This window comes from Brevibacillus ruminantium (genome assembly GCF_023746555.1).
GTDB classification, from domain to species: domain Bacteria; phylum Bacillota; class Bacilli; order Brevibacillales; family Brevibacillaceae; genus Brevibacillus; species Brevibacillus ruminantium.
Genome location: NZ_CP098755.1, coordinates 2,913,237 through 2,936,840, shown reverse-complemented (window position 1 = coordinate 2,936,840; position 23,604 = coordinate 2,913,237). Strand labels below are relative to the sequence as shown.

The window sequence follows — 23,604 nt, the reverse complement described above, 5'->3', positions numbered from 1 at the left end:
TCAATCTCCTTATAATGAAGAGAGAAATAAAAACAGGGGTGATCCTGTATGAGTCATATACTTGTTCCCATCGATGAAGGAAAATTGCTCCGGTCCGCAGAAACAGTTTCAGCCAGCAGGAAGCCGATTCCCTGGAAAAATTGGGTTGTGGCGCTTTCCGTTTCGATCATTTGTCTTACTTATCTTCTCCCGTTCGCAATGGCTGCGGCTGGGAGCATGTGGATCGATGATGCCAAACTTACAGGCCTTAGAAAACAGACACCTTCCTATATTACGATCGATCAGATGCCGGCTCATCTCTGGAAGGCATTTGTGGCGATTGAAGACCATCGCTTTATGCAGCATGATGGAGTAGATCCGGCGGCTCTCGTGCGTGCCGTATGGATCGACCTGCACGCAGGCTCCTACCAGCAGGGCGGCAGTACCATCACCATGCAGCTAGCGCGCAATCTATTTTTGACACAGGACAAAACGATGTGGCGAAAAGTAAAAGAGATGGCCATTGCGATGGAACTGGAGAAGCGGTATACGAAGATGGAGCTATTGGAGATGTATCTGAACGTGATTTATTTCGGTCACGGTCAATATGGAATCGGGAAAGCCGCACAGTTTTATTTCGAAAAAGGACAGAAGCAGGGGGTAGAGGGGCTCACCATCGGAGAATCGGCCATTTTGGCTTCTCTGCCTAAAGCGCCTGAGTCCTATTCGCCGATCAGGCATTGGGAAAAAGCAAAATACAGACAGCATGTCGTACTGGAGAGGATGACCGAGCTTCACATCATTTCTGAGGAAGAGAAAGAGCAAGCGTTGATGGAAACGATTCGGCTGCAAGCAAATAATGCTCCAGCAGCTTCTTGACAGGCAGAGGCTCCACCTACTATCAGGTGGAGCCTCTGTACTTTGGAATGGCTGTCATCCTTTTGTCAATCGAGCCGCCGAACTGCCATAAGGAGGGGAAGCCCCATCCAAACAATCTTTAGCGGTTATATCCAGTACTTCGATTCTATCAGGTGGTACGATTAACTGCTTTGCTCAATGCATCCTCCAGTACATGGGCATACTGCATTGTCGTCTCTATCTTGGAGTGCCCTAATTGTGCCTGGAGCTGGTGGGCGTCCGGATTGAGGCGCAAGAATTGGGTTGCAAAGCTATGTCTCAGCTTGTGAACCGATAAATCGGGGATGCCAAAGGCTTGGGCATATTTTTTCACCAGCTTTTGAATGGTTCGTACCTCGATGCGGTGTCCATATGGTTTCGTCGGAGATACCGCCAAAAAAACAGCTTGTTCTGATTCGGAAGGCTGATAGGTATGACGCACGGCCAAATAACGCTGCAGGTAGGCTTTTCCCCAATCACTGAAAAATGGAGCATCCTCTTTCTTTCCTTTGCGTATCATCCGAAGCTGATTTTTTTCCAGGACCACGTCGGACAGGTCCAGATTGACGATTTCCGATACGCGAAAACCGCCGGACAGGATCAGTGCAATCAGCGCAGTATCGCGATCGCGGTTTTGTTCGTGGTATTGCCGTTTTTTGGTTGTGTCGCAGTGAGCGAGGTAGCCGGTTTGAACAAAATCCACGAACTGATGAATCTGTTCATCAATCAGGATTTTCGAACGGATCGCGTGTGCGCGAGCCAAAGGGGTCGCTTCCTCTGCTTCCAGTTCAATCTTGGCCATGACATTGCGCGTCAAATACGACTCGCCATGTTCGTCCTCAGCCAGCGCGGACAAATAGGTAAACAGCGATTTGAGACTGGAGATTTTGCGCTGGATGGTTCGATCACTGTACTCTCTCGTCGCGCTTCGTGTTGGCTTTTGCAAAAGTCCCGTTCGCTCAAACAAGTGGGATTCTTGCAGATACAAGATATAGCTCTCAACCGTTTCTTTTTTTAGATCATTTAAAGTCTCCAGCGGAATCTCTTTGATCTCTCTGGCTGGCGTCAATCCCTCGGCGATCAGCCATTTGAAGAAAAAAGAAAAGTCACGCAGGTACCCCAAAAGTGTCGAAGGCGAATTTTTTTTACTTTTTTTATGTTCAACAAACTTTTCTACGTACCAGGGAAATGTGGGAACAAGCTGAAGCAATTGGATGGAATCGCGTTTTTTGATGACAGACATCCGTTCATCCTCCTCATATGTACAAAGTGCTTTGTCAGAATAGAATCGAACATACATTCTACCATAAATGATTGAAAAGAGGAATGTTTGTTCGATATCTATTGATCCTCTACGGAAAACCTCTGTCCTTGCTCGGGAACGATTTACTATAATAAGGGAGAAGCATTCGCTATCGACAACCGCAAGCAAACAGACAGAAAGAGAAAGAAAGTTCCTCGGGAGATAAGGAGAGAGTTTGTGAATACAGAGCTCCGGCGATTACTGGAAGAAGATCAGAAGGATTTGCGAGAGATGAATCCGAGCCGAGTAGAAAGGGACCGCGCTCGGCGAGAACGAGTCAGAAAGATCGAAGTTGAGGGCGGATTGAGGGATGCAGAAGATTTTCTGTTCGCTGCTGTTATTTTTCAGCACGGAGAAGAGCTGCCGGATTGGCTGCAGGCTTATCACTGGGCAAAAAGAGCAGTGGACATGGGCTGTACAGAGGCCAAATGGCTGGCTGCGGCTGCGCTTGACCGGTGGCTGCTTTTCCAAGGGAAGCCGATCAAATATGGCTGCCAGTTTTTGCTGTTTGGCGGTGTGTACAGGCTTCCCCCTGTTGATGATACGAGCGATGAGGAACGTATGGCCTGGGGTGTTTCAACTCTGGCTGAGAGGCTGGCTTTACGGGACATTCAGGGATTACCTATTCGGAAAAGAGTAGCGGCAGGTTCTGCATCTGTGGAAGGCTGGCAAATCGATGTCATCGTGCTCGAAAGACATCTTGCCCATAACCCTCCGATCAAGGGGACGATAGCTGGCTATGACAAAGAGGACAGACCCGTCTGGCAAAATTCATACGGATGGAACTGGATCGAAAACAGCGAGGGGCTTGTTGTGACCTGCTGGTTGCCCATCCCCCATGCTCCGGTGATCGCACATATCGTAGCAGACGCTGAAAAGCTGTACCTGCAAGCGGATCGCTTCAAAGGACTGCCCGTCATTTGGGTAGAAGTGGATCAAAACTATACGCTGTACGTGGAGAACAAGGGGAAAATCTGGGCCATTTCTGGAAAAGCCAGGGGTGAGATTGAGCAAGTTTGCACGTATATTCTGGACGGATCGTATAATAGCCCTGGGCCAAAATAATTGCCTTGGCCCAAAGTGCAGCTTTCCGCGATTATCGGCATCTTTTTTGTTAAAATGTAAATTTGAGACAAAAATCTTCTATCTACGTATGTTGGGAAAGGAGAGGAGGAACACACCGATGGCAACATGGAATCTATCCCGTACACAGCGTCACGTCATTCTTTGCAACGGCGGCAGTTGTACACGGGCGGGCGCAGAAGAAGTCACCAAAGCAATCCGCTCAGCAATTAAGGAGACCGGGATTGACGATCTGGTACATACGACGAAAACGCTGTGCAACGGTCGTTGTGAAGATTCTTGCGTCGTTATTGTATACCCTGACGCAATCTGGTATCGAAAAATGACTCCCGAGCTTGCAGAGGAGTTGGTTGAAAAGCATTTGGTACAGGGAGAGCCTCTGAAATCCCATGTTTCTCACCAGCTCGGCCCCCATGGTTTTGAAAGGGCGGCTGAGGCCCCTGAAGGCATGTTTAAATCAGAGAGAAGGGCTTAGTCATACGTCAAGTGTTTTTGACCTGTGTCGCAGGTGATCCGAGCATTGTGGATCGCCTGCGGCTTTTTTTTGCAGCGATTATCGCGATTACGCTTGCATCTGGCACTAACGTCTAAAACGGACATTCAACTGCCGAGCCTCCCCGTTCTCAAAGCAAGTGAATGAAGTCTGCAACAGTGTGAGAGGGCATGGCTAATTCTCCTGAAAAAGGGGAGCGTAAACAGTGAGGAATGCAAAAGATACCGTTTACATTCATGTCTATGTCATATGGACGTTTTGGGATAATGATGATATGATGAATAAACAAAGGTTGTTAAATAAGGGTTTGCAGCTTGATGTATGTACATACCAAGAGGACACTTGTATTCGTTGAATGTATTCTTTCGTCGTTGTACGCAAGTTTCGGGGGTATTTCATTATTCATTACGTTGGGAGGTTTTTTTATGGGAAGCAAAGCATTGGAACATTTTTTGGAAGAAAATCTGGCTGACCTCAAAAGCAAAGGTTTATATAACGTGATTGACCCGCTGCAAAGTGCAAACGGTCCGATCATCACCATTTCAGGGAAACAATTGATCAATCTCTCTTCCAACAACTATTTGGGCCTGGCGACGGACCGACGCCTGATCGAAGCGGCAGTCAAAGCTGCTGAAAAGTACGGGGTAGGCGCAGGCGCAGTGCGGACGATTAACGGCACACTGGAGTTGCATATTCAGCTCGAAGAAAAGCTCGCCGCCTTCAAACACACGGAAGCTGCCATCGCCTATCAATCCGGCTTCAACTGCAACATGGCTGCGATCTCTGCCGTGATGGATAAAGATGATGCCATCCTTTCTGATGAGTTGAATCATGCCTCAATCATCGACGGTTGCCGTCTTTCCCGGGCTCAGATTATTCGTTTCAATCACTCGGATATCGAGGATCTGCGGGCAAAAGCCAAGGAAGCGACGCAGTCAGGCAAATATAAGAAAGTTATGGTGATCACGGACGGCGTGTTTTCCATGGATGGCGACATCGCCAAGCTTCCGGAAATTGTAGAGGTTGCCGAAGAATTTGACCTGATCACCTATGTTGACGATGCACATGGTTCTGGCGTGCTGGGGAAAGGGGCCGGTACGGTCAAGCATTTTGGCCTCTCTGACAAAATTGACTTCCAGATCGGCACCTTGTCCAAGGCAATCGGGGTTGTCGGCGGTTATGTCGCTGGCCGCCAAAACTTGATCGATTGGTTGAAAGTACGCAGCAGACCGTTTTTATTCTCTACTTCATTGACCCCTGCGGATGTGGCCGCCAGCATGACAGCTATCGATATTTTGCAAAGCAGTACGGAATTGCATGACCGTCTGTGGGAAAACGGCAACTATCTGAAAAAAGGTCTAAAAGCGCTCGGTTTTGACATTGGAAAGAGTGAAACGCCAATTACTCCTTGCGTGATCGGGGACGAGCAAAAGACACAAGAATTCAGCAAACGCCTGTACGACGCCGGTGTATATGCCAAAGCGATTGTATTCCCGACAGTGCCGCGCGGAACAGGCCGCGTGCGCAATATGCCGACAGCCGCACATACAAAAGAAATGCTTGATGAAGCATTACACATCTACGAAAAAGTGGGCAAAGAAATGGGGATTCTTTCATGAAGAGGATTTTAATCACGGGTGCTTTGGGCCAGATCGGTTCCGAGCTGACTGCAAAACTGCGTGAAGTGTACGGCGCTGATCAGGTAATTGCGACGGATATCAGAAAGCCGGAGGACCATCAAACGGTGCAATCAGGTCCTTTTGAAGTGCTCGATGTCACCGATGCAAAAGCGATGTTTGACATCGCGAAAAAGCATCAGGTCGATACCTTCATGCATTTGGCAGCGTTGTTATCTGCAACGGCAGAGGCAAAGCCACTTTTGGCCTGGAATTTGAATATGGGTGGCTTGGTCAACGCCTTGGAGGTATCCCGTGAGCTGGGCTGTCAGTTTTTTACACCCAGTTCGATTGGAGCGTTTGGTCCGACGACGCCGAAGGATCATACACCGCAGGACACGATCCAGCGTCCAACTACCATGTACGGTGTCAACAAGGTTTCCGGCGAACTGCTGTGTGATTACTACTTCCATAAGTTCGGTGTGGATACGAGGGGAGTGCGTTTCCCTGGATTGATTTCCTACGTCACTCCTCCCGGCGGAGGTACAACAGATTACGCGGTGGATATTTATTACCAAGCAATCCAAGAGGGAAGCTACACGTCCTATATTGCAAAGGGAACCTATATGGACATGATGTACATGCCGGACGCTTTGCAAGCCATTATCAGCCTGATGGAGGCCGATCCAGCCAAATTGAAGCATCGCAACGCCTTCAATGTAACCGCCATGAGCATTGAACCGGAGGATGTCGCCAGAGCCATCCAAAAGCATATTCCATCCTTTGTAATGAAATACGATGTGGACCCGGTTCGCCAGGCGATTGCTGACAGTTGGCCCAATGCCATCGATGCCACCGCAGCCCGTGAGGAATGGGGGTTTGCAGCCAAGTATGACCTGGAAAAGATGACCGCTGACATGCTCGCGAAGCTGAAAGGCAAGCTGCTGCAAAAAATCAGCTAACGGGCGATTTTCAAGTGACGTCAATAAAAAAACAAGCCTGCATTCAGGCTTGTTTTTTTGTGGTTCAAAGTGCTTTCCATTTTTGCAGGGTGTAGACATTGGAGATGACATTCCACACTTCCGGCAGGGACTCACCCACGTACCAGTAAGCAAATCCGGCAATCGGCTGGTGCAAGCTGGCACTCATTTTGGCACCGAGTGAACGACTCTCTTCCATCCAGATTTGATGAGAAGCCCCGTTCTTTTGATAGCTTGCTTGATACTGCGAAACGCCAGGGTCCCATGTCGGACTCGTCCTGTTTTGGGAAAGGAACTGAAACGACTCTAAGACAAGGAGATCCTGTGATTGCCATGTGCCGTTGGTCTTGTACCAGTCTCTGGTGTAGAGCGGAAGTCCGACGATAAATTTGTTGGCAGGAATACGTGACAACAACTGATTTGATATTCTGTTCAACCAGGGAAGAGAAGAGACGGATCCGGCGGTGGACCCTCCTTCCCAGTGTTCTTCATAACCCATGAGTACGACGTAATCCGCGTACTTGCCGAGATTTGCGTAGTCATAGGCTGCACTCCAATCTGATTGCGTGTCGGGGGGCACATCAACCGATACCTTTTTCCCTTTGGCATGCAAGACGTCCGTCATTTCTTTGATAAAGGCGGTGAAAGCATCGCGGTCACCAGGGAGAATATTTTCGAAATCGATGTTAATGCCATCCAGTTGATACTTGTCAGACAGCTCGACCAGCCTTTGGATGATGCGGGTCCGATTGGCTTGGCTGGAGAGCGCCTGATTCGTCGCTTTGGCATCAAACCTGTTTCCAAACAACGGCCACACTTGTCGTCCATTCTGTTGAGCCCACTGAACGAGTGAGGCTTCCGCATAATCGACGACGGTACCATCTGGTTGCAGGTAAAACCAGCGAGGTGAAAGTGTATTGATCGGCGAATCCTTCACCACTCGAATGAATTCATCTGTCGTCGATTGATACTGCCATCCTAAAATAATGGGTGTTTTGGCTTTTGCCTGTGACTGGTCCATTTTGGTTTTCAGGCGATTGAGAAGGACCGCTGTTTCCTCGCGTGACAAGAATGCATTCGGACGAAAATACCCTTGATACCCCACGAGGATTTTTTCGTGGACCGCTTCTTGTACATAGGGCAGTGCCCATGCTGCCACCTGGTATCGGTCATTCAGGGAAACCTGAGCAGATTGGCTGAGCTCCCCTTTCAGGGCCCGCATCAGCAAGGTTGCCGCTTCCTGTCGTGTGATCGTCCGGTTGGGAGAAAATGTCTTTGCAGATGTACCATTGGCAATCCCTAGCGTCACTGCAGCCTGCACAGAACCGTATGCCCAGGAGCTTTTCGGCACATCGAGATAGGCTGGTATTTGACTGTTTACTGACTTCAATCCCCAGGTGCGGGTCAACATGGCGACAAACTCGGCCCGCGTGACAGCTTGCTTTGGATGATAGTAGCCTTGGGCATCCCCCAGCACGATTCCGGCTTTGGAAAGGGCAAGAATATCCTCTCGCGCGTAGCTGGAGGAGATGTCCTTGAATGAGATGGTTTGGTTAGCCGAAGCGGAGACTCCCAGTGAAAGGGTGAACAGGGTCATGATCCAAAATAGACACGTAATCAGGATATGTATGCGTTTTGTATACATGGCTCTTCTCTTTCTTTCTGTAATTTTGCAATGTCTCTTTTAGTGTAAAGAAATGAAAATACGCTTTCATTCATCACTTTCTGGAAATAGTACAGAGAAGAGCCGTTGCATACACCTGCGGGAGTGTCATTATGTAGAATCGGGTATGTTATGATGAGAGGGGAAAAACAGAAAGAGTATTTGCTGAAAAGAGAGACAAGTAATGGGAGGATGGAAGGGAACCATGGAACAAGTCATCATCATCGGGGCAGGACCTTGTGGACTTGCCGCCGCTGTCGAATTGAAAAAACGGGGGATTGACCCGCTGCTCATTGAAAAAGGAACGCTGGTCAACTCCATTTATCGCTATCCGACCTTTATGATTTTTCATAGTACACCGGATCGTCTCGAGATTGGCGACATTCCCTTTTCCACGCCAAATGAAAAGCCGACGAGGATTGAGGCGTTACAGTATTACCGGTTGGTCGCTTCCCGCAACCGGCTGCGTATACAGCTGTATGAGTCCGTCTATCACGTAGAAAAGGAAGCGGAAGGATTTCTGATCAGAACCACGGATCGTTTTCAGGAAACTCATGAATATCGGTGTAAAAATCTGGTGATGGCCACTGGGTACTTTGACAATCCCAATCGACTGAATGTACCAGGAGAGAATCTGGAAAAGGTCTCTTCCTTTTTTACGGAAGCGCATCCCTATGCAGGTATGAAGGTAGCATTGATCGGAGGCAACAACTCTGCCGTGGATGCAGCAATGGATTTGGAAAGAGCAGGGGCAGATGTAACGGTAATTTGCCGCAAGCCGGAGCTGTCTGATCGAGTCAAAGCCTGGACCCGGCCAATTTTTGAAAGCCTTGCCGAAAAAGGACGCATCCATGTCCTGTATTCCGCAGAGGTGCAGGAAATCAGAGAGAAGGAAGTGCTCGTCCGGGTAGATGGTGAAACGAAGACGCTGGAGAATGATTTTGTGTTTTCACTGATTGGCTTTCGACCAGACCGGGCGATGCTCCAAGCACTCGGCGCCAAAACCAATCCGCAAACCGGAGAGCCCGTACATGACTCGTCGACAATGGAAACAAACGTACCCGGTTTGTATATCGCCGGGGTCATCGCATCCGGAGAGCATGCCAATGCGATCTTCATCGAAAATGGACGGGATCATGGCAAATTGATTGCTGACGGCATCGCAAAACGGCTATCGACAAAGAGCAGCGACTAGAGAGTACGGAAAATTGATGATTGAAACGGAAAAAGACAATGATGCGTCCGTAGTAGTCGCATACACTGTCTTTTTCCTTTTTCTACCTATGTTACATCTTCCACTCCAGTTGTCGACCGCCGATCAAGTGATAATGGATGTGAAAGACGGTTTGCTGTCCGTGAGCGCCCGTATTGGTGATGACGCGGAATCCGGATTCCTCTACGCCAAGCTCAGCCGCTACTTTTTGCAGAGAGAGGTGCAAATGACCGATCAGTTCTTTGTCCTCCGGCTGAATCTCCAAAAGAGAGGCAATATGCTTCTTGGGGATCGTGAGTACGTGTACAGGCGCGATCGGGTTGATGTCGTGAAACGCAATGACGTGTTCATCTTCATATACCTTTTTTGCAGGTATATCACCGTTTACAATTTTACAAAAAATACAATCCATAAGAGGTTTCCTTCCTTTCTATTTGCTCAACCATCACTATTTCGGCATCTTGAATCAATTTCCTTTCTCCAGATTGCCCAGTTTGTGAGAAAGAAAGACATCAGCCATCGATTGAGGCCACTATTATCGGTGCGAAAGACAGAATCTAGGCTGCCAATGTAAGGGTTTTCTCTTGCAAAATCCCCTTGTTTGATTATAATGGGGGAGGGAAGTTCATCGATGTTGCGGGAATATTTTCATTCCTGGCACATTCTGACTTTCTGCTGACAGATGGTTGGATTGATAACTGGTATGAGACATGCTAAGTGTTAACCCGCCATAAAACGACTTGGGCAAACCTGTGTTTGTACAAGTTGCTTTATGGTGGGTTTTTTATATGGAGGAGGAGCCATGGAACAGAAAAAAGTGCGTTTTCGATTGAACGGAACAGAACATGTGGCGACAGAGGGAACCCGTATTCTCGATTACATGCTGGAGAAAGAGATTGAGCATCCGCATATCTGCTACTCCCCAGTGCTGGGACCGATTCAGACCTGTGATACCTGTATGTGTGAAATTGACGGTCAGATCATGCGCGCCTGCTCGACGACGATTGCTGAAGGAATGGAGATTCTGAGCGCCTCCGAGAGAGCCCGTGCGGCTCAGTCCGAAGCGATGGATCGCGTGCTGGAAAACCATATGCTGTATTGCACGGTATGCGACAATAACAACGGAAACTGCCGTGTCCACAATACGACGGAGCTGCTGCAGGTAGAGCATCAGAGCCGGCCTTTCCGGGAAAAAGGCTATGAAGTAGATATGTCGCATCCCTTTTACCGTTATGACCCGAACCAGTGCATTCTCTGCGGCCGCTGTGTAGAGGTATGCCAGGATTTGCAAGTCAACGAGACGCTGACAATTGACTGGGAGCGCGAAATGCCGCGCGTCATCTGGGATGACAACCGCTCGATCAACAATTCATCCTGTGTATCCTGCGGCCAGTGTGTGACAGTTTGTCCGTGTAACGCATTGATGGAAAAATCCATGCTGGGCGAGGCCGGCTTCATGACGTCGATGAGCCAGGACCTGATGACGCCTATGGTCGATCTGGTGAAAGCAGTTGAGCCGGGGTATAGCAGCATTCTCGCGGTATCGGAGATTGAGGCCGCCATGCGTGACACGCGGATCAAGAAAACCAAGACAGTATGTACTTTCTGCGGGGTAGGCTGCTCGTTTGAAGTGTGGACAAAGGATCGTAAAATCTTGAAAATTGAGCCGTCGGAAAACGCTCCTGTGAACAGCGTCTCCACATGTGTGAAAGGAAAATTCGGCTGGGACTTCATCAATAGCGACCAGCGCCTGACCACGCCGCTGATTCGCAGAGGCGATGAGTTTGTACCGGCAACCTGGGACGAGGCTCTGACTTACATGACAGAGCGCATGTCGCAGATTAAACAGCAATACGGCGGCAATGCGCTCGGCTTCGTAAGCTCCTCCAAAACAACCAATGAGGAAGCGTACCTCATGCAAAAACTGGCCCGTCAGGTGTTTGAGACAAATAACGTGGACAACTGCTCGCGCTATTGCCAGTCTCCTGCTTCGGACGGCTTGATGTCTACCGTAGGCTTTGGGGCAGACTCCGGTACGATCAAGGACATCGCTTCCGCAGGTCTGGTGATCATCGTAGGCGCCAACCCGACGGAGGGTCACCCGGTACTGGCTACGCGTGTGAAACGGGCTAAAAAACTGTTTGGCCAAAAGCTGATCGTCTCCGATTTGCGCAAGCACGAGATGGCAGAACGTTCCGATTTGTATATCCATCCACGCCAGGGAACGGACTTTGTCTGGCTATCGGCAGTGGCGAAATACATCATCGACCAGGGCTGGCATGATGAAGCCTTTATCAAAGCGCGTACAAATCACTATGAAGATTTCGTAGCGTTGCTGGAGAAATACACGTTGGAATACGCTGAAGAAATTACCGGCATTCCACAGGAACAAATGATTCAGGCAGCTAAAATGATCCATGAGGCAGACGGTACTTGTGTGCTCTGGGGCATGGGTGTAACGCAGAACGTGGGCGGTTCCCATACCTCCGCTGCGATCTCCAACCTGCTGCTCGTCACAGGTAACTTTGGGCGTCCCGGAGCAGGTGCCTATCCGCTGCGCGGCCACAACAACGTGCAGGGCGCGTGTGATATGGGTGCGCTGCCAAACTGGTTCCCTGGCTATCAAAGCATTGCAGATGACAGCATCCGGTCCAAATTTGAAGCAGCTTATGGTGTATCGATTTCGCCAAAAGCGGGCTATACCAATATTCAGATGCTGGAGGCCGTGGGCAGAGGCGAGCTGAAAGCCATGTACCTGATGGGAGAAGACATGGCTTGGATCGATTCCAATGCCAATCATGTGCAAGACATGCTGAGTCAGCTTGAGTTTTTCGTGGTACAGGACGTATTCTTCACCAAAACCGCCCAATTTGCTGACGTCATTCTCCCGGCAGCGCCATCGCTGGAGAAGGATGGTACGTTTGTCAATACAGAACGCCGTATCCAACGACTTTACAAAGCATTGGAACCGCTGGGTGAATCCAAGCCGGATTGGGAGATCATCACAGATGTGGCGAGAAGAATGGGCTTTGAGTGGGGCTATCAGCATCCAAGCGAAATCATGGACGAAATCGCTGCGCTCAGCCCGGTCTTTTCCGGTGTTTCCTACAAACGCCTCGAGGGTTGGGACAGCCTGGTTTGGCCGGTATTGCCGGATGGCACCGATGAACCGCTTCTGTATCTGGAGCGCTTCAACTTTGCCGACGGACGTGCCCGCTTCTCTCTGGTAGACTATGTTCCGCCAGTCGAATATCCGGCAGAATTCGATTTGGTCGTCAACAACGGCCGTTTGCTGGAGCACTTCCATGAGGGCAACATGACGAACAAATCAAAAGGGATTCAGTATAAAGTACCAGAGGTATTTGTTGAGGTTCCACCGGCACTTGCTGCTGAGCGCGGAGTACAGGACGGTTCGCTGGTCAGACTGGTGTCACCGTATGGCGCGATCAAGCTCCGTGCTGTCGTCACAGATCGTGTACAGGGGAAAGAGCTGTATGTGCCGATGAACTCTGTCAGCCATGAAAATGCGATCAACATCCTCACCGGCAATGCGGTCGACGTGCGTACCCAAACACCGGCGTACAAGCAGACCAAGGTACGGATGGAGGTACTGGAGGCAACAGGGAAGAACCCGCTCCCGCTGTACAATCCACGCTATGCGAAACGCAATCCGCAGCTTGGTGTACAGGTGGAAAGAAAATGGAATCGTTCCGATTATGTTGCGATCGCAGATGTGAATCAGCCAGGAGGGGTGAAATAATGGCAAAGCCGACTACCAAGATCGCTCAGCCTGTACTGACCGAAGAGGAAAAGCGTACAAAAGCACTGGATGAGGTGCTTGGCGACACAGCAGCCAGCGCAGACGGGATTCGGGAGACGCTGAGGCTGCTTCAGGAGCTGCATGAGAGCGGGATTCTCAGTGCCGTACTTTCCCTCGTACAGGCGAAGGAAGAAGTCGCCAAAATCGCAGTGGGACAACTCTTGCGTCCGTCTTTGACTAACTCCATTAACAATGCCATGGCAGCAGCGGAAGGACTTTCCGAGATTGAGCCGGAAATGACCAAGAAGCTCGTGGGAAGCCTGGCGGAGGGATTGAAACAGGCCGAAGAAGGACTGCGTCAGGACCAAAAGATCGGGGTGTTTGATTTGTTCAAGGCCCTGCAGGACCCCGACATCAACCGCGCCATCGGATTTAGTCTCAATTTGCTCAAAGGGATGGGGCAGGGTCTCAAAAAATAAAGAAACACTAGCGAAATTGCGTGGTGAATGCCTGTGTCCAGAGCGTTGGAGCATCAATTCAGTAAGCTGATCCGTGAAATTCGCAAGGAGTACATCGGCAATGGCCCGGAAATGATTCGAACGCGTTTCCTTGGTTCTTGGGCGATTATCGAGATGAAGGGCAATCTGACTGAGGTTGAAAAATGGATGATCGACTCCCAGGAGGGAAGGCGAATCATCCAGGAAACCCGTACGAAGATGGTCAAAGAAATCTATAAAAACGACGAGGTTGTCCGCAAGCTGGAGAATCTCGTAGGCGCGAAGCTGATTACGCTTTTCAGCGATATTGACATGGATGCAGACTTGGCCATCACCGTCTATGTATTTGACCGCAAAATTGAATCAGCAAATCAGAAGCGATTGCCATCGTAATTACCTCTACGTATTGGTTGTCTGCTTTTGCTGAAAGGAAGCGCCACCCTTTGCATCTAGTTATGCGAAGGGTGGCTTTTTTTGCTTGCAGACGGGTCGGGCGAGATTTTCTGTAGAAAATCGAGAATGCGGTCCCAGGAGTGTGCAGATGCATATGCATATGCATTCGTCGCTGGTGTACCACCATTCATTCGGATATGCGTAGTTGGAATGTATGGATAACGAATCCCATGTCCGCATTTTTCGTATGTATAATGGAGGCACTCATAAGGAAAGTCGTGACGGGCCAATCGTCCCTCCATTCGCTGGCAGTGGAAGCGGGCCGACACCTGTGATCGTCGGCTGTCCATGGATATCGATTCATGGTAGGATGTAAACGCAACGGCCTTCCTCAAGCATGTGTGAATTTGACATAGAATTCAGCGAAAATATTACATATTTTGGTAGTTTAGCAGGGAATACGATAGAAAACGTGAAGTAAATAGAGATTGAGGGGGACCCTCTACATGAATGTGTCAGATTTGGTTGTCACGACAGCAGAATGGATTCGCTCTTGGGGCATCTTTGCGATTATCGCCAGTTTGCTTATTAATGTGTTGATCAGCGTGGCAGGCGTATTGCCGTCATTGTTTCTCTCGGCTGCCAATGCCGTTGTGTTTGGTTTATGGGGAGGTTTTCTCATTTCACTCACTGGTGAAATTTTGGGGGCAGTCGTCTCCTTTTTGCTCTATCGCTGGGGGATTTCCCGTTCGGAGAAGCTGCAGAAGGTGGGCGAAACTCGCTTGCTCCGAAGACTTGCCGAGATGTCTCGGGCACGCCGTTTGCTCACACTGATCCTGCTCCGAGTGAACCCGCTGATTCCCTCTGGCGTCGTAAACGTCGGTGCATCCTTTTCCAAAATTCCCTTCGCTGACTTTTTTCTGGCTACGGTAATAGGCAAAACGCCCTCACTCGTCATGGAAACATTCATCGGACATGATCTGGTTTTTCTTGCGGAAAACAAACTGCGATTGCTGATCGCGATTTTGCTGGCAGCTTCCGTTTTCCTCTTGTTTAAATGGACGGAAAAAAAGGAAGTGGCATAACGGATTTGGAGTTGGGGTTGCCAGCCCCTTACAAGTGATACCGTTGAAGGATAGTAGAAGGAGGAAAAATTCATGACCGAATCGCGAACAGGAATCCGGTTTGAACCGTTTACGTTCACCATTGAAGCAGGAAAGGTAAAAGAATTTGCCCAGGCTATCGGGGATCCCAATCCTGTCTACCAAACGGGCAGCCGCGTCCCGCCCACATTTGCAACAGTCATTGAATTTTGGGGGAGCCAGGTTCCACTGGAGCAGGCCCTGCGACTTGATATGAAAAAGGTGCTTCATGCCAGCCAAGAGTACGAGTATCTGGGCACCTTGGCTGTTGGCGATCAGATTACTTGCTATGGAGAGGTTACGAAAGCCTATACAAAAGCAGGGATGAATTTTGTCGTGGTGGAACAAAAGTATCAGAACGAGCGAGGCGAAGTGGTGTTGATCAGCCGCTCGACCATTATTGAAAGAGGCTGAAGGGACGGTGATCAAATAATGCAGATCGGTAAAGTATTTCCGCCAGTGGACAAAGGCGAGATCACGCATACGCAATTGGTACGCTATGCAGGTGCTTCGGGGGACTTTAACCCGATCCATACGGTTGCTTCCTTTGCAGAACAAGCTGGTTTGGACGGGGTCATTGCACACGGCATGCTGATCAAGGGGTTTATCGGCCAGGCCATCGAAAGCTGGTGCGGGCCGGATCAGTTGCTTCGCTTCTCTACACGTTTTCGAGCGATGACGAGACCGGGGGAACGAATCGTCGTCACCGGAAAAGTGGTCAATGAGACAGAAGAAACGTGGCTGTGCGAAGCAGAAGCAACCAATGAACATGGGGAGGTCAAGGCGAGCACCTCTTTTGCTGTTCGAAAATCTTGAGTAGGCTGCAAAACAAAACCGTCATGACCGTATTCTCCTCTCATCGGGACAAATTGGTGAATACAAACGGTCACCTTCTCTTTTACGAAAAATGACATGACGTTTCTAACACAAAAAAGGCAGAATCCCCGACGCTGGCAGACAGAAATACTGCGAGCGTTTTTTGCCATCTCTGTTTTTGCCTTTCTCCTGCGCTTATGGCGAGGCTGTGAAAAGGCTTCGTCAGCAAGAGTCTTTCAAAAATGAAAGAACATCATGCAAAAGTGAAAGAGTTTCTCTTTCGTCACAATAATTTTCATACTATTCAGACAAAAAACAGACTGGCATGATACTTGCGACTAGGTAGGGTAAAAAAAGACCTGCTCATTTTTTAAAGAGCAGCAGAGTAACTTGAGGATGAAAGGGGAGGAGCTTCTGAAAATCGAGTACACACATCAATTCCGCTTGCCTCTGGAGGCCGTCTGGAATGGAATGCAGGACGAGGAGGTGCTACGAAAGGCGATCCCAGGCTGTCAAACCTTTTCTCACATCCAAGAGAATTTATACCATGCGGAGATGGGGATTAGCGTGGGACCGGTAAAAGGATTGTTTACCTGCCAAGTGAGGCAAGAGGATCAGCAGGAACCGGCCTTTTATCGTCTGGTGGTCAAAGGAAAAGGAGGTCCTGGCGAAATTGACGCTGTTGCAGAGATGAAATTGGCTGCCGCAGGCGAGGGGACCGAGCTTCAATGTACGGCAGAAGTCCAGGTGACCGGTTTGCTGGCTTCAGTGGGACAGCGTGTGATGAACGGAGTCGCCAAGCTGGTCATCGGGCAGTTTTTTAAGGCAGCAGAGAAAGAAATGGGGCAAATGTTTTCTCACTCGTAAGGAACGAATGATGAGGAGGTGTCTCAATGTACAGAAGATGCAACATTTCAGTGACCGTAAACGACGTGGAAAGACAAGCGGAGATTGAACCGCGCATGCTTCTGGTTCATTTTCTGCGTGAAACCTTAAATTTGACCGGAACGCATATCGGCTGCGACACCAGCCAATGCGGAGCCTGTACGGTACTCGTAAACGGGGAAGCGGTGAAGTCCTGTACCATGCTGGCTGTTCAGGCAGACGGGTCCAGGATCACGACTGTGGAAGGACTGGGCGAGCCTAAGCGCCTGCATCCCATCCAGCAGGGCTTCTGGGAAAAGCATGGGCTGCAGTGCGGTTTTTGTACGCCGGGTGTCCTGATGGCGATGGTCGGTCTGTTGCGGGAAAATGCTTCTCCTACAGAGGCGGAAGTGCGGGAAGCCTTGGAGGGGGTCATCTGCCGCTGCACAGGTTATCAGTTCATCGTGGATGCGGTGATGTATGCGGCAAGTGAGATGGCCAAAACAGCCCATGCTGTCGCCGAATCCCATTCAGTACCGATCGGGGAGGGAGAATAGATGGCCAAGATGATCGGAGCGCCAGTCAAACGAAAGGAAGATACGCGTCTTCTAACCGGGAACGGCATGTTTACGGATGACATGAAATTGCCGGGAATGCTTCATGCTGCCTTTCTGCGCAGTCCGTTTGCGCATGCACGCATCAAAGGCATTGACACCGACAAGGCCAAACAGCATCCAGGCGTCGCAGCAGTTTTTACGGCTGCAGACTTGTTCGGAAAAGTAAGGCCAGTGCCCACCATGTGGTATGTCCCTGGTGCCGATTTAAAGGCAAAGGACAGAAGTCCGCTGGCAACGGAAAAAGTACTGTACGCAGGTGAGGCAGTCGCGGTTGTGATCGCTGAAGATCGTTACATAGCCAGGGATGCGCTCGATTTGATTTCCGTGGACTATGAGGAGCTGCCATCCGTGACGCATCAGGAAAAGGCTCTTGCCGAAGGGGCACCGCTGCTTCACGAAGACGTTCCACAAAACCTCGCCTTGCTTTGGAAGGCCGGCGAGATCCCGGATGAAGTGTTTGCTCAGGCGGAGGTAGTGGTCAAACAACGCCTGTACAACCAGCGAGTCATTCCCAACCCGATGGAAACCAGGGCTGCAGTGGCTCAGTATAATCCGGGCGGCGGCGAATTGACAATCTGGTGTACCTCGCAAAACCCGCATATCCACCGGATGATCTACTCGGACGTGCTTGGTGTACCAGAAAGCAAATTGCGTATCGTGGCACCTGATGTCGGCGGCGGCTTCGGAGCAAAGATTGCCACGTATACGGAGGAAGCAGTCGTCGGCCATGCCGCACGTGAGCTGAAGCGCCCTGTGAAATGGGTAGAAGAACGCCGAGAGCATTTCCTGGCGACAACACATGCCAGAGATGAAGTGATCGAGGTGGAGCTCGCCGGCAATAAAGATGGGACGTTTACAGCCATTCGGGTCAAAAACACGGCAAATTTGGGCGCCTATCTTTCTACCTTCGGTGCGGGCTGCCCCACGATTGACTTTGGATTAATGGTTACCGGAGCCTACCAGATTCCCCAGGCAGAGGTTGTTACGTACGGCGTCTACACCAATACGACGCCGACAGACGCCTACCGCGGAGCAGGAAAGCCGGAAGCGACTTTTCAAATTGAGCGAATGGTGGATCTTTTTGCGCGGAAGGTTGGCATGGACCCGCTCGAAGTTCGGAAAAAGAATCTCATTCCGACAGAACTCTTTCCTTACACGACAGCCATGGGGCTGCTCTATGACAGCGGTCACTATGAGCTGACTCTGGAAAAGGCTTTGGAAACGGCCGGGTATGAAGCACTGCGGAAGGAGCAGGAGGAGCTGCGTGCCCAAGGAAGACTGCTTGGCATCGGTATCTCTACTTATGTAGAGCTATGTGGCTTCGGCCCTTCCAAAGTGGCGGGTGCGATCGGGTTTCAAGGAGGCGTGTGGGAAAACAGTACCGTGCGTGTTCATCCGAGTGGCAAAGTCTCGGTCTACACAGGCACATCACCGCACGGACAAGGAACAGCGACCTCATTTTCACAGATCGTGGCCGATAAACTGGGCATACCGATTGAAGATATTGAGCTGGTCCACGGAGATACACAGAGTATTTCCATGGGCTGGGGAACATACGGGTCGCGGGCAACGGCAGTAGGCGGGGCAGCCGTAGCGATTGCCGCTGATCGCGTCGTGGCAAAGGCGAAACGAATTGCGGCCCATGAGTTGGAGGTGGCCGCGGAGGATCTGGAGTTTGCCGAGGGGGTTTTCTCGGTGAAAGGAGTTCCCGGAAGGACGAAGACTTTCCAGGAAATTGCGCGTTCTGCCAACTTTGCCTGGAATCTCCCGGATGATGTGGAGCCTTCTCTGGAAGCACAGTCTTTCTTTGATCCGACCAACTTCGTCTACCCATTCGGGGCGCATATTTGCGTGGTGGAGATTGATAAAGATACAGGGGAAGTCATGCTGAAGCGCTATATCGCTGTGGATGACGTCGGCCGGGTGATCAATCCGCTTTTGGCAGAAGGCCAGGTGCACGGCGGGGTTGCCCAGGGAGTCGGGCAGGCGTTATGGGAAGGTGCCGTATACAGCGACAACGGCCAACTGCTCTCCGGTACTTTTATGGACTATGCCATGCCAAAGGCTCGCTTTTTCCCGAAAATTGAATGGCAGTATACCGAGACCCCCTCTCCGGTCAACCCACTGGGTGCAAAGGGAATCGGAGAGACGGGCACGACGGCAGCGCCACCCGCAGTGGTCAATGCGGTTATGGATGCACTCCAGCCATTTGGCGTCGAGGATCTCGACATGCCGCTCACACCGGAAAAAGTATGGAAGGCGATGCAGGACAGGAGGGAAGGCGTATGATACCAAGCTCGTTTGGCTACGTAAAGGCGGATACGGTCGAGGATGCCATTCGTTTGTTGCAAGAGAGCAATGGTGAGGGCAAGCTGCTCGCTGGTGGACACAGTCTGATCCCGCTGATGAAATTTCGGCTGACTTCGCCGGGTACGTTGATTGATATCAGCAGGATTGATGAGCTTCGCGGCATTCGCAAGGACGGTAATCGGCTGGTGGTCGGGGCGTTGACGACCCATCATCAGGTGCAGAGGGACCCGCTGATCCTGGAGCATCTCCCGGTGCTGGCCGATGCTGCCAGAGTGATCGGTGATTTGCAGGTCAGACATCGGGGCACGGTCGGGGGAAATTTGGCGCATGCCGATCCAGCAGCCGATTTGCCTGGTGTCGCACTGGCGCTGGAAGCCATGCTGGAAGTTTGCGGAGAAGCTGGCAAGGAACTGATCGACTTGGACGGCTTTTTCCTCGGCCCGCTTGTCTCCGCACTTCCGGATAACAGCATGTTGACCTCCGTTTCTTTTCTGATCCCTCCGCCCGAAGTAAAAAGCGTCTATCTGAAATACGCTCATCCGGCTTCCGGGTATGCCGTCGTCGGGGTATGTGCCCTGGTCGGATTAGATGCGGATGGCGTGATCAATTACGCACGGATCGGTATAAACGGGGTAGGAGATATTCCCTATCGTGCATTGGGCGCGGAGAGTCATCTTCTTGGCAATGTGCCATCGGAAGCGCTGATCAAGGAAGCGGCAGCTTTGGCGCCAAACGAAGGAGAAATGGGAAGTGACCTGTTTGCATCAGCTGAATATCGTGAACATCTTTGCCGTATCTATACAGAACGGGCATTGATTCAGCTCTTGCTTCCGGAAGGAGCAGCATGAGCAAGCATCAGCCTGCGTTAGAGAAAATGGAGCGAGATTTCTACCAGCATCAATACGTCGCTGATCAATCGCTCACCATGGCGCTCCATCTCGTCCTCAAGCTGGAAAAACCGCTGCTCGTAGAAGGGCCTGCCGGGGTGGGCAAAACAGAGATCGCCAAGACATTGGCCCGCATTTTGGACACGCGGTTGATCCGGCTCCAATGCTACGAGGGTATCGATAGCCAAGCATCGTCCTTACGTGATCCTCACCTCCAATCGGACACGAGAATTGAGTGATGCGCTGCGACGCCGCTGCCTGTACCAATGGGTGCCGTTTTCCCGATTTTGAAAAGGAAACGGCGATCATCCAGGTAAAAGTGCCGGAAATCGATACGCAGCTCGCTCACCAGATTGCCCACACGCTGCAGCGTTTGCGAACGTTGGAGCTGCGAAAAGTTCCTGGCGTCGCGGATCGTTCCTGACCCCTCCGGTTTGATGAAAGAGGCAGCACGGCAACTGATTTTTGCTTGCAGGCTGAGGCGAAAGCGAACGTGCGAATCCAGGGATCGCGGAGCTCTGTTGCACTTTCGGCACCCCATTCGAAAAGCCATCCAAACGGGTGGGGAGCCTTTTTCACTCGTCTGGAAAAAAAAGGAGGCCGAAAGAGGCCCGATTTCTTCTCTTTTGTGATGGCAGCCGTTCCATGAGTGGTTTTGCCGACAGCTTTTTGCTGTTTGCCGCTGCTGTATCGGCTTGTGTTCACGGAACGAAGGTCTTTCTCTTTTCCACGCATTTGAGAAGAATCAGTGGTGCTTTCCACCATGGAAAAGCTGGCAATCAACCGGTGATCATAGCTGATGCGACGCAGTGGGGTGGCGGGATGCGGATTGGTGAGTCCCTCTGTACGTTTGTTCAACAATACGGTGATCGCTTGCTGCGGGAAAATACTGTGGTACTGATCGCAAGCGACGGTCTGGATACGGGAGATCCGGGCAGGCTTCAGCAGGCAATGGAAATCATCGCAGCCCGGACTGATCTTCTTATCTGGCTGAATCCCTTGCTTGACATCGCCGGCTATGAACCGTCCGCAATCGGCATGAAAACGGCTCTTCCCTATATCGGTCTGTTTACTTCGGAAAATCAACCTGTCTCCTATCGCAAATTGGCTGAGAGGGTTCGTCTTTGGAGGTGATATGTTGAAAGACCACCTGGTGTTCAATCATTTACGAGAAGTTGCGGCAACACAAAGACAATACGCTTTGGCAACGGTTGTTCGTGTCAAGGGCTCCGCATACCGGCGCGAGGGCGCCAAGATGCTGATCGACGAGGAAGGAACGTATACTGGCATGATCTCTGGCGGCTGCCTGGAAGCGGATGTCGCGGAGGTAGCCAAAGAAGTGATGACGAAGGGACGCCCGAGGCTGAAAACCTACGTCATGGATGAGGAATTGGTTTGGGGACTGGGTCTTGGTTGTCCCGGCACGGTTGAGCTTTTGATTGAACCGCTGACCCCGGAACTCGTCCGCTGGTGGCAGACAGGAGATGGCGGGCAAAGTAATGAAAAGGCAACCGATTACGAAGAAGGTTTGGATGCGTTTCAAGCCTTTGTACGTGCGGTTTCTAGGGAGCAAGCCTGTCTGCTGTTTTCACGCCTTGACCTTAATATCGATCCGCATGCCGCATCACCTCGCCGTCTGTTCCTGTCCGAGTGCGGGGATATGGCAGGGAGTCTTGGTGATTCCGCTCTTGACATGCAGGCATTGGCCAAAGCAAAGGAAGTGTTCCAACAGCAAAATCCGAAACCGGGTACGATCTGTTTTTCTCAGATTGACGGGGAAGAGGCTGCAATCTTTGTCGATCTTTACATCCCTCCGATTGAACTGGTTATTTTCGGAGCTGGTCATGATGCCTTACCGCTGGCCCAGGCAAGTGTGTCGATGGGCTTTCGTACGACTGTTGTGGACCCGCGACCCGGCTATAACACGGCGGAACGGTTTCCAGGGACGATCCGGATACTTACCGATGATAAACAGCAATTTGCACCGCTAAAAATCGGGAACCGCAGCTATGTGGTGATCATGAACCATCATCTGGAACGGGATCAGGAAGCGCTCCGCTTTTGCTTGCAGACGGATGCACCGTATATCGGTGTTCTCGGTCCACGGACGCGCTGTCAGCGCATGCTGGACGCAATCAGGGAGGAGTCGGCTTCCCTGCCTTCGGCCCCGTTCCTTCGCCTGCACAATCCGGTTGGGTTGGACATCGGAGCGGACTCCCCGGAAGAAATTGCACTTAGCATTATTGCGGAGGTAGTGGCTGTTCGAAATGGTCATACGGGTCACTTTTTGCGCGGCAAGGAACGAATTCATCAGTCGCTTCGTACTCATTCCGATTTGCTGAAGAAGCGAGCGTAGAAGTGGGGGGAGTCACGGTGACAATCCGATTGGATGCGATCATTCTGGCAGCTGGCACAGCTTCGCGGATGGGACGCACCAAACAATTGCTCCCACTGGCAGGGAAGCTGCTTCTGGAGCATGTTATTTCGCAAGTGAGGCGCTTCCCTTTTTCCAGGATTCATACCGTCATCGGTCATGACGCCCACCTGATCCAGGAACAAATCTACGTCGATGACAGGCGATTTCAATGGCTTCTGAACCCTGAATTTAAGGAGGGACTCGGCACCTCTTTACGGAAGGGACTGCAAGAAGTCATAGAGGGAATAGAGCAAAGGGAAGCACAAAGTTCTGTGCAAGGAGCCGTTGAAGCACAGTTGCAAGCAAATCGGAAACCCGAATGGCTTGGAGCGGCAGCGATGGTGTTTCTCGCGGACCTTCCTTTTATTCAGGAGAACACGATTTCCCAGATCATCGCACGTGGCCTGGAGCAAACACAAAAGGACAGAAGACCTTTTCTGATCCATCCCTGTTACCAAGACACATCGGGTCATCCGGTGTTTTGGGGCAATCTTCAGGCGGATGTGATCAAGCAGATAGCCGGGGATCGCGGAGGAGGCGGCATGCGCGACGTTCTCCGCATGTCTGTAACCGTCCAAGACCCGGGCATCTGTACCGACATCGATACGCCAGAGGCATATGAACGGGCCATTCGCTTGGCCGAATCCCGGTAAACCGGTGAGGTTAAGAGTCTCG

Annotated in this window: 25 protein-coding genes; 21 read left to right on the top strand and 4 right to left on the bottom strand. The window is 50.9% G+C overall.

What is annotated here, in order from left to right:
* Positions 1 to 48: 48 nt before the first annotated feature.
* A complete protein-coding gene (locus tag NDK47_RS14460; RefSeq protein WP_251870466.1) occupies positions 49 to 858 on the top strand; it encodes a transglycosylase domain-containing protein in 810 nt (269 codons plus the stop codon).
* Between the two features lie 148 nt (positions 859 to 1,006).
* On the opposite strand, the gene xerS is transcribed toward NDK47_RS14460, so the two are convergent.
* Complete coding sequence (xerS, locus tag NDK47_RS14455; RefSeq protein WP_251870465.1) at positions 1,007 to 2,119, bottom strand: tyrosine recombinase XerS; 1,113 nt, start codon at positions 2,117 to 2,119, stop codon at positions 1,007 to 1,009.
* A gap of 237 nt (positions 2,120 to 2,356) precedes the next feature.
* Between xerS and NDK47_RS14450 the strand changes: the two genes are divergently transcribed.
* From NDK47_RS14450 to NDK47_RS14435, 4 genes are all read left to right on the top strand, one after another.
* Positions 2,357 to 3,244, top strand: a complete 888-nt coding sequence (locus NDK47_RS14450) for a hypothetical protein (RefSeq protein ID WP_251870464.1) — start codon at positions 2,357 to 2,359, stop codon at positions 3,242 to 3,244.
* A 118-nt stretch (positions 3,245 to 3,362) separates the two neighbouring features.
* Positions 3,363 to 3,737, top strand: a complete 375-nt coding sequence (locus NDK47_RS14445) for a (2Fe-2S) ferredoxin domain-containing protein (protein WP_251870463.1) — start codon at positions 3,363 to 3,365, stop codon at positions 3,735 to 3,737.
* Positions 3,738 to 4,180: 443 nt separating this feature from the next.
* A complete protein-coding gene (locus NDK47_RS14440; RefSeq protein ID WP_251870462.1) occupies positions 4,181 to 5,374 on the top strand; it encodes a glycine C-acetyltransferase in 1,194 nt (397 codons plus the stop codon).
* Complete coding sequence (locus tag NDK47_RS14435) at positions 5,371 to 6,333, top strand: L-threonine 3-dehydrogenase (RefSeq protein WP_251870461.1); 963 nt, start codon at positions 5,371 to 5,373, stop codon at positions 6,331 to 6,333. Before NDK47_RS14440 ends, NDK47_RS14435 begins: the two co-directional genes overlap by 4 nt.
* A 64-nt stretch (positions 6,334 to 6,397) precedes the next feature.
* Here NDK47_RS14435 and NDK47_RS14430 read toward each other — a convergent pair whose 3' ends face one another.
* Positions 6,398 to 7,996, bottom strand: a complete 1,599-nt coding sequence (locus NDK47_RS14430; protein WP_251870460.1) for an S-layer homology domain-containing protein — start codon at positions 7,994 to 7,996, stop codon at positions 6,398 to 6,400.
* Between the two features lie 223 nt (positions 7,997 to 8,219).
* On the opposite strand from NDK47_RS14430, the gene NDK47_RS14425 reads away from it, so the two are divergent.
* Positions 8,220 to 9,209: a YpdA family putative bacillithiol disulfide reductase gene (locus NDK47_RS14425; RefSeq protein WP_251876174.1), complete on the top strand. Its 990-nt coding sequence runs from the start codon at positions 8,220 to 8,222 to the stop codon at positions 9,207 to 9,209.
* A 91-nt stretch (positions 9,210 to 9,300) separates the two neighbouring features.
* On the opposite strand, the gene NDK47_RS14420 is transcribed toward NDK47_RS14425, so the two are convergent.
* A complete protein-coding gene (locus NDK47_RS14420) occupies positions 9,301 to 9,639 on the bottom strand; it encodes a histidine triad nucleotide-binding protein (RefSeq protein WP_251870459.1) in 339 nt (112 codons plus the stop codon).
* 390 nt (positions 9,640 to 10,029) lie between these two features.
* Between NDK47_RS14420 and fdhF the strand changes: the two genes are divergently transcribed.
* From fdhF to NDK47_RS14405, 3 genes are read left to right on the top strand one after another with little or no spacing between them, the layout of a single operon-like run.
* On the top strand, positions 10,030 to 12,987 hold the full coding sequence (fdhF, locus tag NDK47_RS14415; RefSeq protein ID WP_251870458.1) for a formate dehydrogenase subunit alpha: 2,958 nt from the start codon (positions 10,030 to 10,032) through the stop codon (positions 12,985 to 12,987).
* Positions 12,987 to 13,466, top strand: a complete 480-nt coding sequence (locus NDK47_RS14410) for a helical membrane plugin domain-containing protein (RefSeq protein WP_251870457.1) — start codon at positions 12,987 to 12,989, stop codon at positions 13,464 to 13,466. Before fdhF ends, NDK47_RS14410 begins: the two co-directional genes overlap by 1 nt.
* Positions 13,467 to 13,499: 33 nt before the next feature.
* Positions 13,500 to 13,877, top strand: a complete 378-nt coding sequence (locus tag NDK47_RS14405; protein WP_251870456.1) for a Na-translocating system protein MpsC family protein — start codon at positions 13,500 to 13,502, stop codon at positions 13,875 to 13,877.
* 56 nt (positions 13,878 to 13,933) lie between these two features.
* Here the strand turns inward: NDK47_RS14405 and NDK47_RS14400 are convergent, their stop codons facing one another.
* Complete coding sequence (locus NDK47_RS14400) at positions 13,934 to 14,179, bottom strand: acyl-CoA thioester hydrolase/BAAT C-terminal domain-containing protein (RefSeq protein WP_251876172.1); 246 nt, start codon at positions 14,177 to 14,179, stop codon at positions 13,934 to 13,936.
* A 204-nt stretch (positions 14,180 to 14,383) separates the two neighbouring features.
* Here NDK47_RS14400 and NDK47_RS14395 point away from each other — a divergent pair, with 204 nt between their 5' ends.
* From NDK47_RS14395 to NDK47_RS14340, 12 genes are all read left to right on the top strand, one after another.
* The gene (locus NDK47_RS14395; protein ID WP_251870455.1) at positions 14,384 to 14,962 is read left to right on the top strand and encodes a TVP38/TMEM64 family protein; all 579 of its coding nucleotides are present in this window, start codon (positions 14,384 to 14,386) and stop codon (positions 14,960 to 14,962) included.
* Between the two features lie 72 nt (positions 14,963 to 15,034).
* Positions 15,035 to 15,433: an FAS1-like dehydratase domain-containing protein gene (locus tag NDK47_RS14390; RefSeq protein ID WP_251870454.1), complete on the top strand. Its 399-nt coding sequence runs from the start codon at positions 15,035 to 15,037 to the stop codon at positions 15,431 to 15,433.
* 18 nt (positions 15,434 to 15,451) lie between these two features.
* Complete coding sequence (locus NDK47_RS14385) at positions 15,452 to 15,835, top strand: MaoC/PaaZ C-terminal domain-containing protein (RefSeq protein WP_251870453.1); 384 nt, start codon at positions 15,452 to 15,454, stop codon at positions 15,833 to 15,835.
* A gap of 396 nt (positions 15,836 to 16,231) precedes the next feature.
* Entirely contained in the window at positions 16,232 to 16,702 is a 471-nt protein-coding gene (locus NDK47_RS14380; protein ID WP_251876170.1) for an SRPBCC family protein, read from the top strand.
* 26 nt (positions 16,703 to 16,728) lie between these two features.
* Positions 16,729 to 17,256, top strand: a complete 528-nt coding sequence (locus NDK47_RS14375; protein ID WP_251870452.1) for a (2Fe-2S)-binding protein — start codon at positions 16,729 to 16,731, stop codon at positions 17,254 to 17,256.
* Positions 17,257 to 19,605 carry a xanthine dehydrogenase family protein molybdopterin-binding subunit gene (locus tag NDK47_RS14370; protein ID WP_251870451.1) on the top strand — a complete coding sequence of 783 codons (2,349 nt, stop codon included), beginning with the start codon at positions 17,257 to 17,259 and terminating at the stop codon, positions 19,603 to 19,605.
* Positions 19,602 to 20,474 (top strand): FAD binding domain-containing protein, encoded by an 873-nt coding sequence (locus NDK47_RS14365; RefSeq protein ID WP_251870450.1) that lies wholly within the window; start codon positions 19,602 to 19,604, stop codon positions 20,472 to 20,474. The genes NDK47_RS14370 and NDK47_RS14365 overlap by 4 nt, the downstream gene beginning before the upstream one ends.
* Positions 20,471 to 20,752, top strand: coding sequence for an AAA family ATPase (locus tag NDK47_RS14360; RefSeq protein WP_251870449.1), 282 nt, complete (start codon positions 20,471 to 20,473; stop codon positions 20,750 to 20,752). Before NDK47_RS14365 ends, NDK47_RS14360 begins: the two co-directional genes overlap by 4 nt.
* Entirely contained in the window at positions 20,752 to 20,937 is a 186-nt protein-coding gene (locus NDK47_RS14355; RefSeq protein ID WP_251870448.1) for a hypothetical protein, read from the top strand. The genes NDK47_RS14360 and NDK47_RS14355 overlap by 1 nt, the downstream gene beginning before the upstream one ends.
* A gap of 221 nt (positions 20,938 to 21,158) precedes the next feature.
* Entirely contained in the window at positions 21,159 to 21,647 is a 489-nt protein-coding gene (locus tag NDK47_RS14350) for a VWA domain-containing protein (protein WP_251870447.1), read from the top strand.
* 4 nt (positions 21,648 to 21,651) lie between these two features.
* Positions 21,652 to 22,869 carry an XdhC family protein gene (locus NDK47_RS14345; RefSeq protein ID WP_251870446.1) on the top strand — a complete coding sequence of 406 codons (1,218 nt, stop codon included), beginning with the start codon at positions 21,652 to 21,654 and terminating at the stop codon, positions 22,867 to 22,869.
* Positions 22,870 to 22,886: 17 nt separating this feature from the next.
* The gene (locus tag NDK47_RS14340; protein WP_251870445.1) at positions 22,887 to 23,582 is read left to right on the top strand and encodes a nucleotidyltransferase family protein; all 696 of its coding nucleotides are present in this window, start codon (positions 22,887 to 22,889) and stop codon (positions 23,580 to 23,582) included.
* Positions 23,583 to 23,604 lie beyond the last annotated feature (22 nt).

Excerpts from the sequence above, each read along its gene's own strand:
- NDK47_RS14460 (WP_251870466.1), top strand. The coding sequence starts at position 49 with ATGAGTCATATACTTGTTCCCATCGATGAAGGAAAATTGCTCCGGTCC.
- xerS (WP_251870465.1), bottom strand. The coding sequence starts at position 2,119 with ATGTCTGTCATCAAAAAACGCGATTCCATCCAATTGCTTCAGCTTGTT.
- NDK47_RS14445 (WP_251870463.1), top strand. The coding sequence starts at position 3,363 with ATGGCAACATGGAATCTATCCCGTACACAGCGTCACGTCATTCTTTGC.
- NDK47_RS14440 (WP_251870462.1), top strand. The coding sequence starts at position 4,181 with ATGGGAAGCAAAGCATTGGAACATTTTTTGGAAGAAAATCTGGCTGAC.
- NDK47_RS14435 (WP_251870461.1), top strand. The coding sequence starts at position 5,371 with ATGAAGAGGATTTTAATCACGGGTGCTTTGGGCCAGATCGGTTCCGAG.
- NDK47_RS14430 (WP_251870460.1), bottom strand. The coding sequence starts at position 7,996 with ATGTATACAAAACGCATACATATCCTGATTACGTGTCTATTTTGGATC.
- NDK47_RS14425 (WP_251876174.1), top strand. The coding sequence starts at position 8,220 with ATGGAACAAGTCATCATCATCGGGGCAGGACCTTGTGGACTTGCCGCC.
- NDK47_RS14420 (WP_251870459.1), bottom strand. The coding sequence starts at position 9,639 with ATGGATTGTATTTTTTGTAAAATTGTAAACGGTGATATACCTGCAAAA.
- fdhF (WP_251870458.1), top strand. The coding sequence starts at position 10,030 with ATGGAACAGAAAAAAGTGCGTTTTCGATTGAACGGAACAGAACATGTG.
- NDK47_RS14410 (WP_251870457.1), top strand. The coding sequence starts at position 12,987 with ATGGCAAAGCCGACTACCAAGATCGCTCAGCCTGTACTGACCGAAGAG.
- NDK47_RS14400 (WP_251876172.1), bottom strand. The coding sequence starts at position 14,179 with ATGGAGGGACGATTGGCCCGTCACGACTTTCCTTATGAGTGCCTCCAT.
- NDK47_RS14395 (WP_251870455.1), top strand. The coding sequence starts at position 14,384 with ATGAATGTGTCAGATTTGGTTGTCACGACAGCAGAATGGATTCGCTCT.
- NDK47_RS14390 (WP_251870454.1), top strand. The coding sequence starts at position 15,035 with ATGACCGAATCGCGAACAGGAATCCGGTTTGAACCGTTTACGTTCACC.
- NDK47_RS14385 (WP_251870453.1), top strand. The coding sequence starts at position 15,452 with ATGCAGATCGGTAAAGTATTTCCGCCAGTGGACAAAGGCGAGATCACG.
- NDK47_RS14380 (WP_251876170.1), top strand. The coding sequence starts at position 16,232 with ATGAAAGGGGAGGAGCTTCTGAAAATCGAGTACACACATCAATTCCGC.
- NDK47_RS14375 (WP_251870452.1), top strand. The coding sequence starts at position 16,729 with ATGTACAGAAGATGCAACATTTCAGTGACCGTAAACGACGTGGAAAGA.
- NDK47_RS14370 (WP_251870451.1), top strand. The coding sequence starts at position 17,257 with ATGGCCAAGATGATCGGAGCGCCAGTCAAACGAAAGGAAGATACGCGT.
- NDK47_RS14365 (WP_251870450.1), top strand. The coding sequence starts at position 19,602 with ATGATACCAAGCTCGTTTGGCTACGTAAAGGCGGATACGGTCGAGGAT.
- NDK47_RS14360 (WP_251870449.1), top strand. The coding sequence starts at position 20,471 with ATGAGCAAGCATCAGCCTGCGTTAGAGAAAATGGAGCGAGATTTCTAC.
- NDK47_RS14355 (WP_251870448.1), top strand. The coding sequence starts at position 20,752 with ATGCGCTGCGACGCCGCTGCCTGTACCAATGGGTGCCGTTTTCCCGAT.
- NDK47_RS14350 (WP_251870447.1), top strand. The coding sequence starts at position 21,159 with ATGAGTGGTTTTGCCGACAGCTTTTTGCTGTTTGCCGCTGCTGTATCG.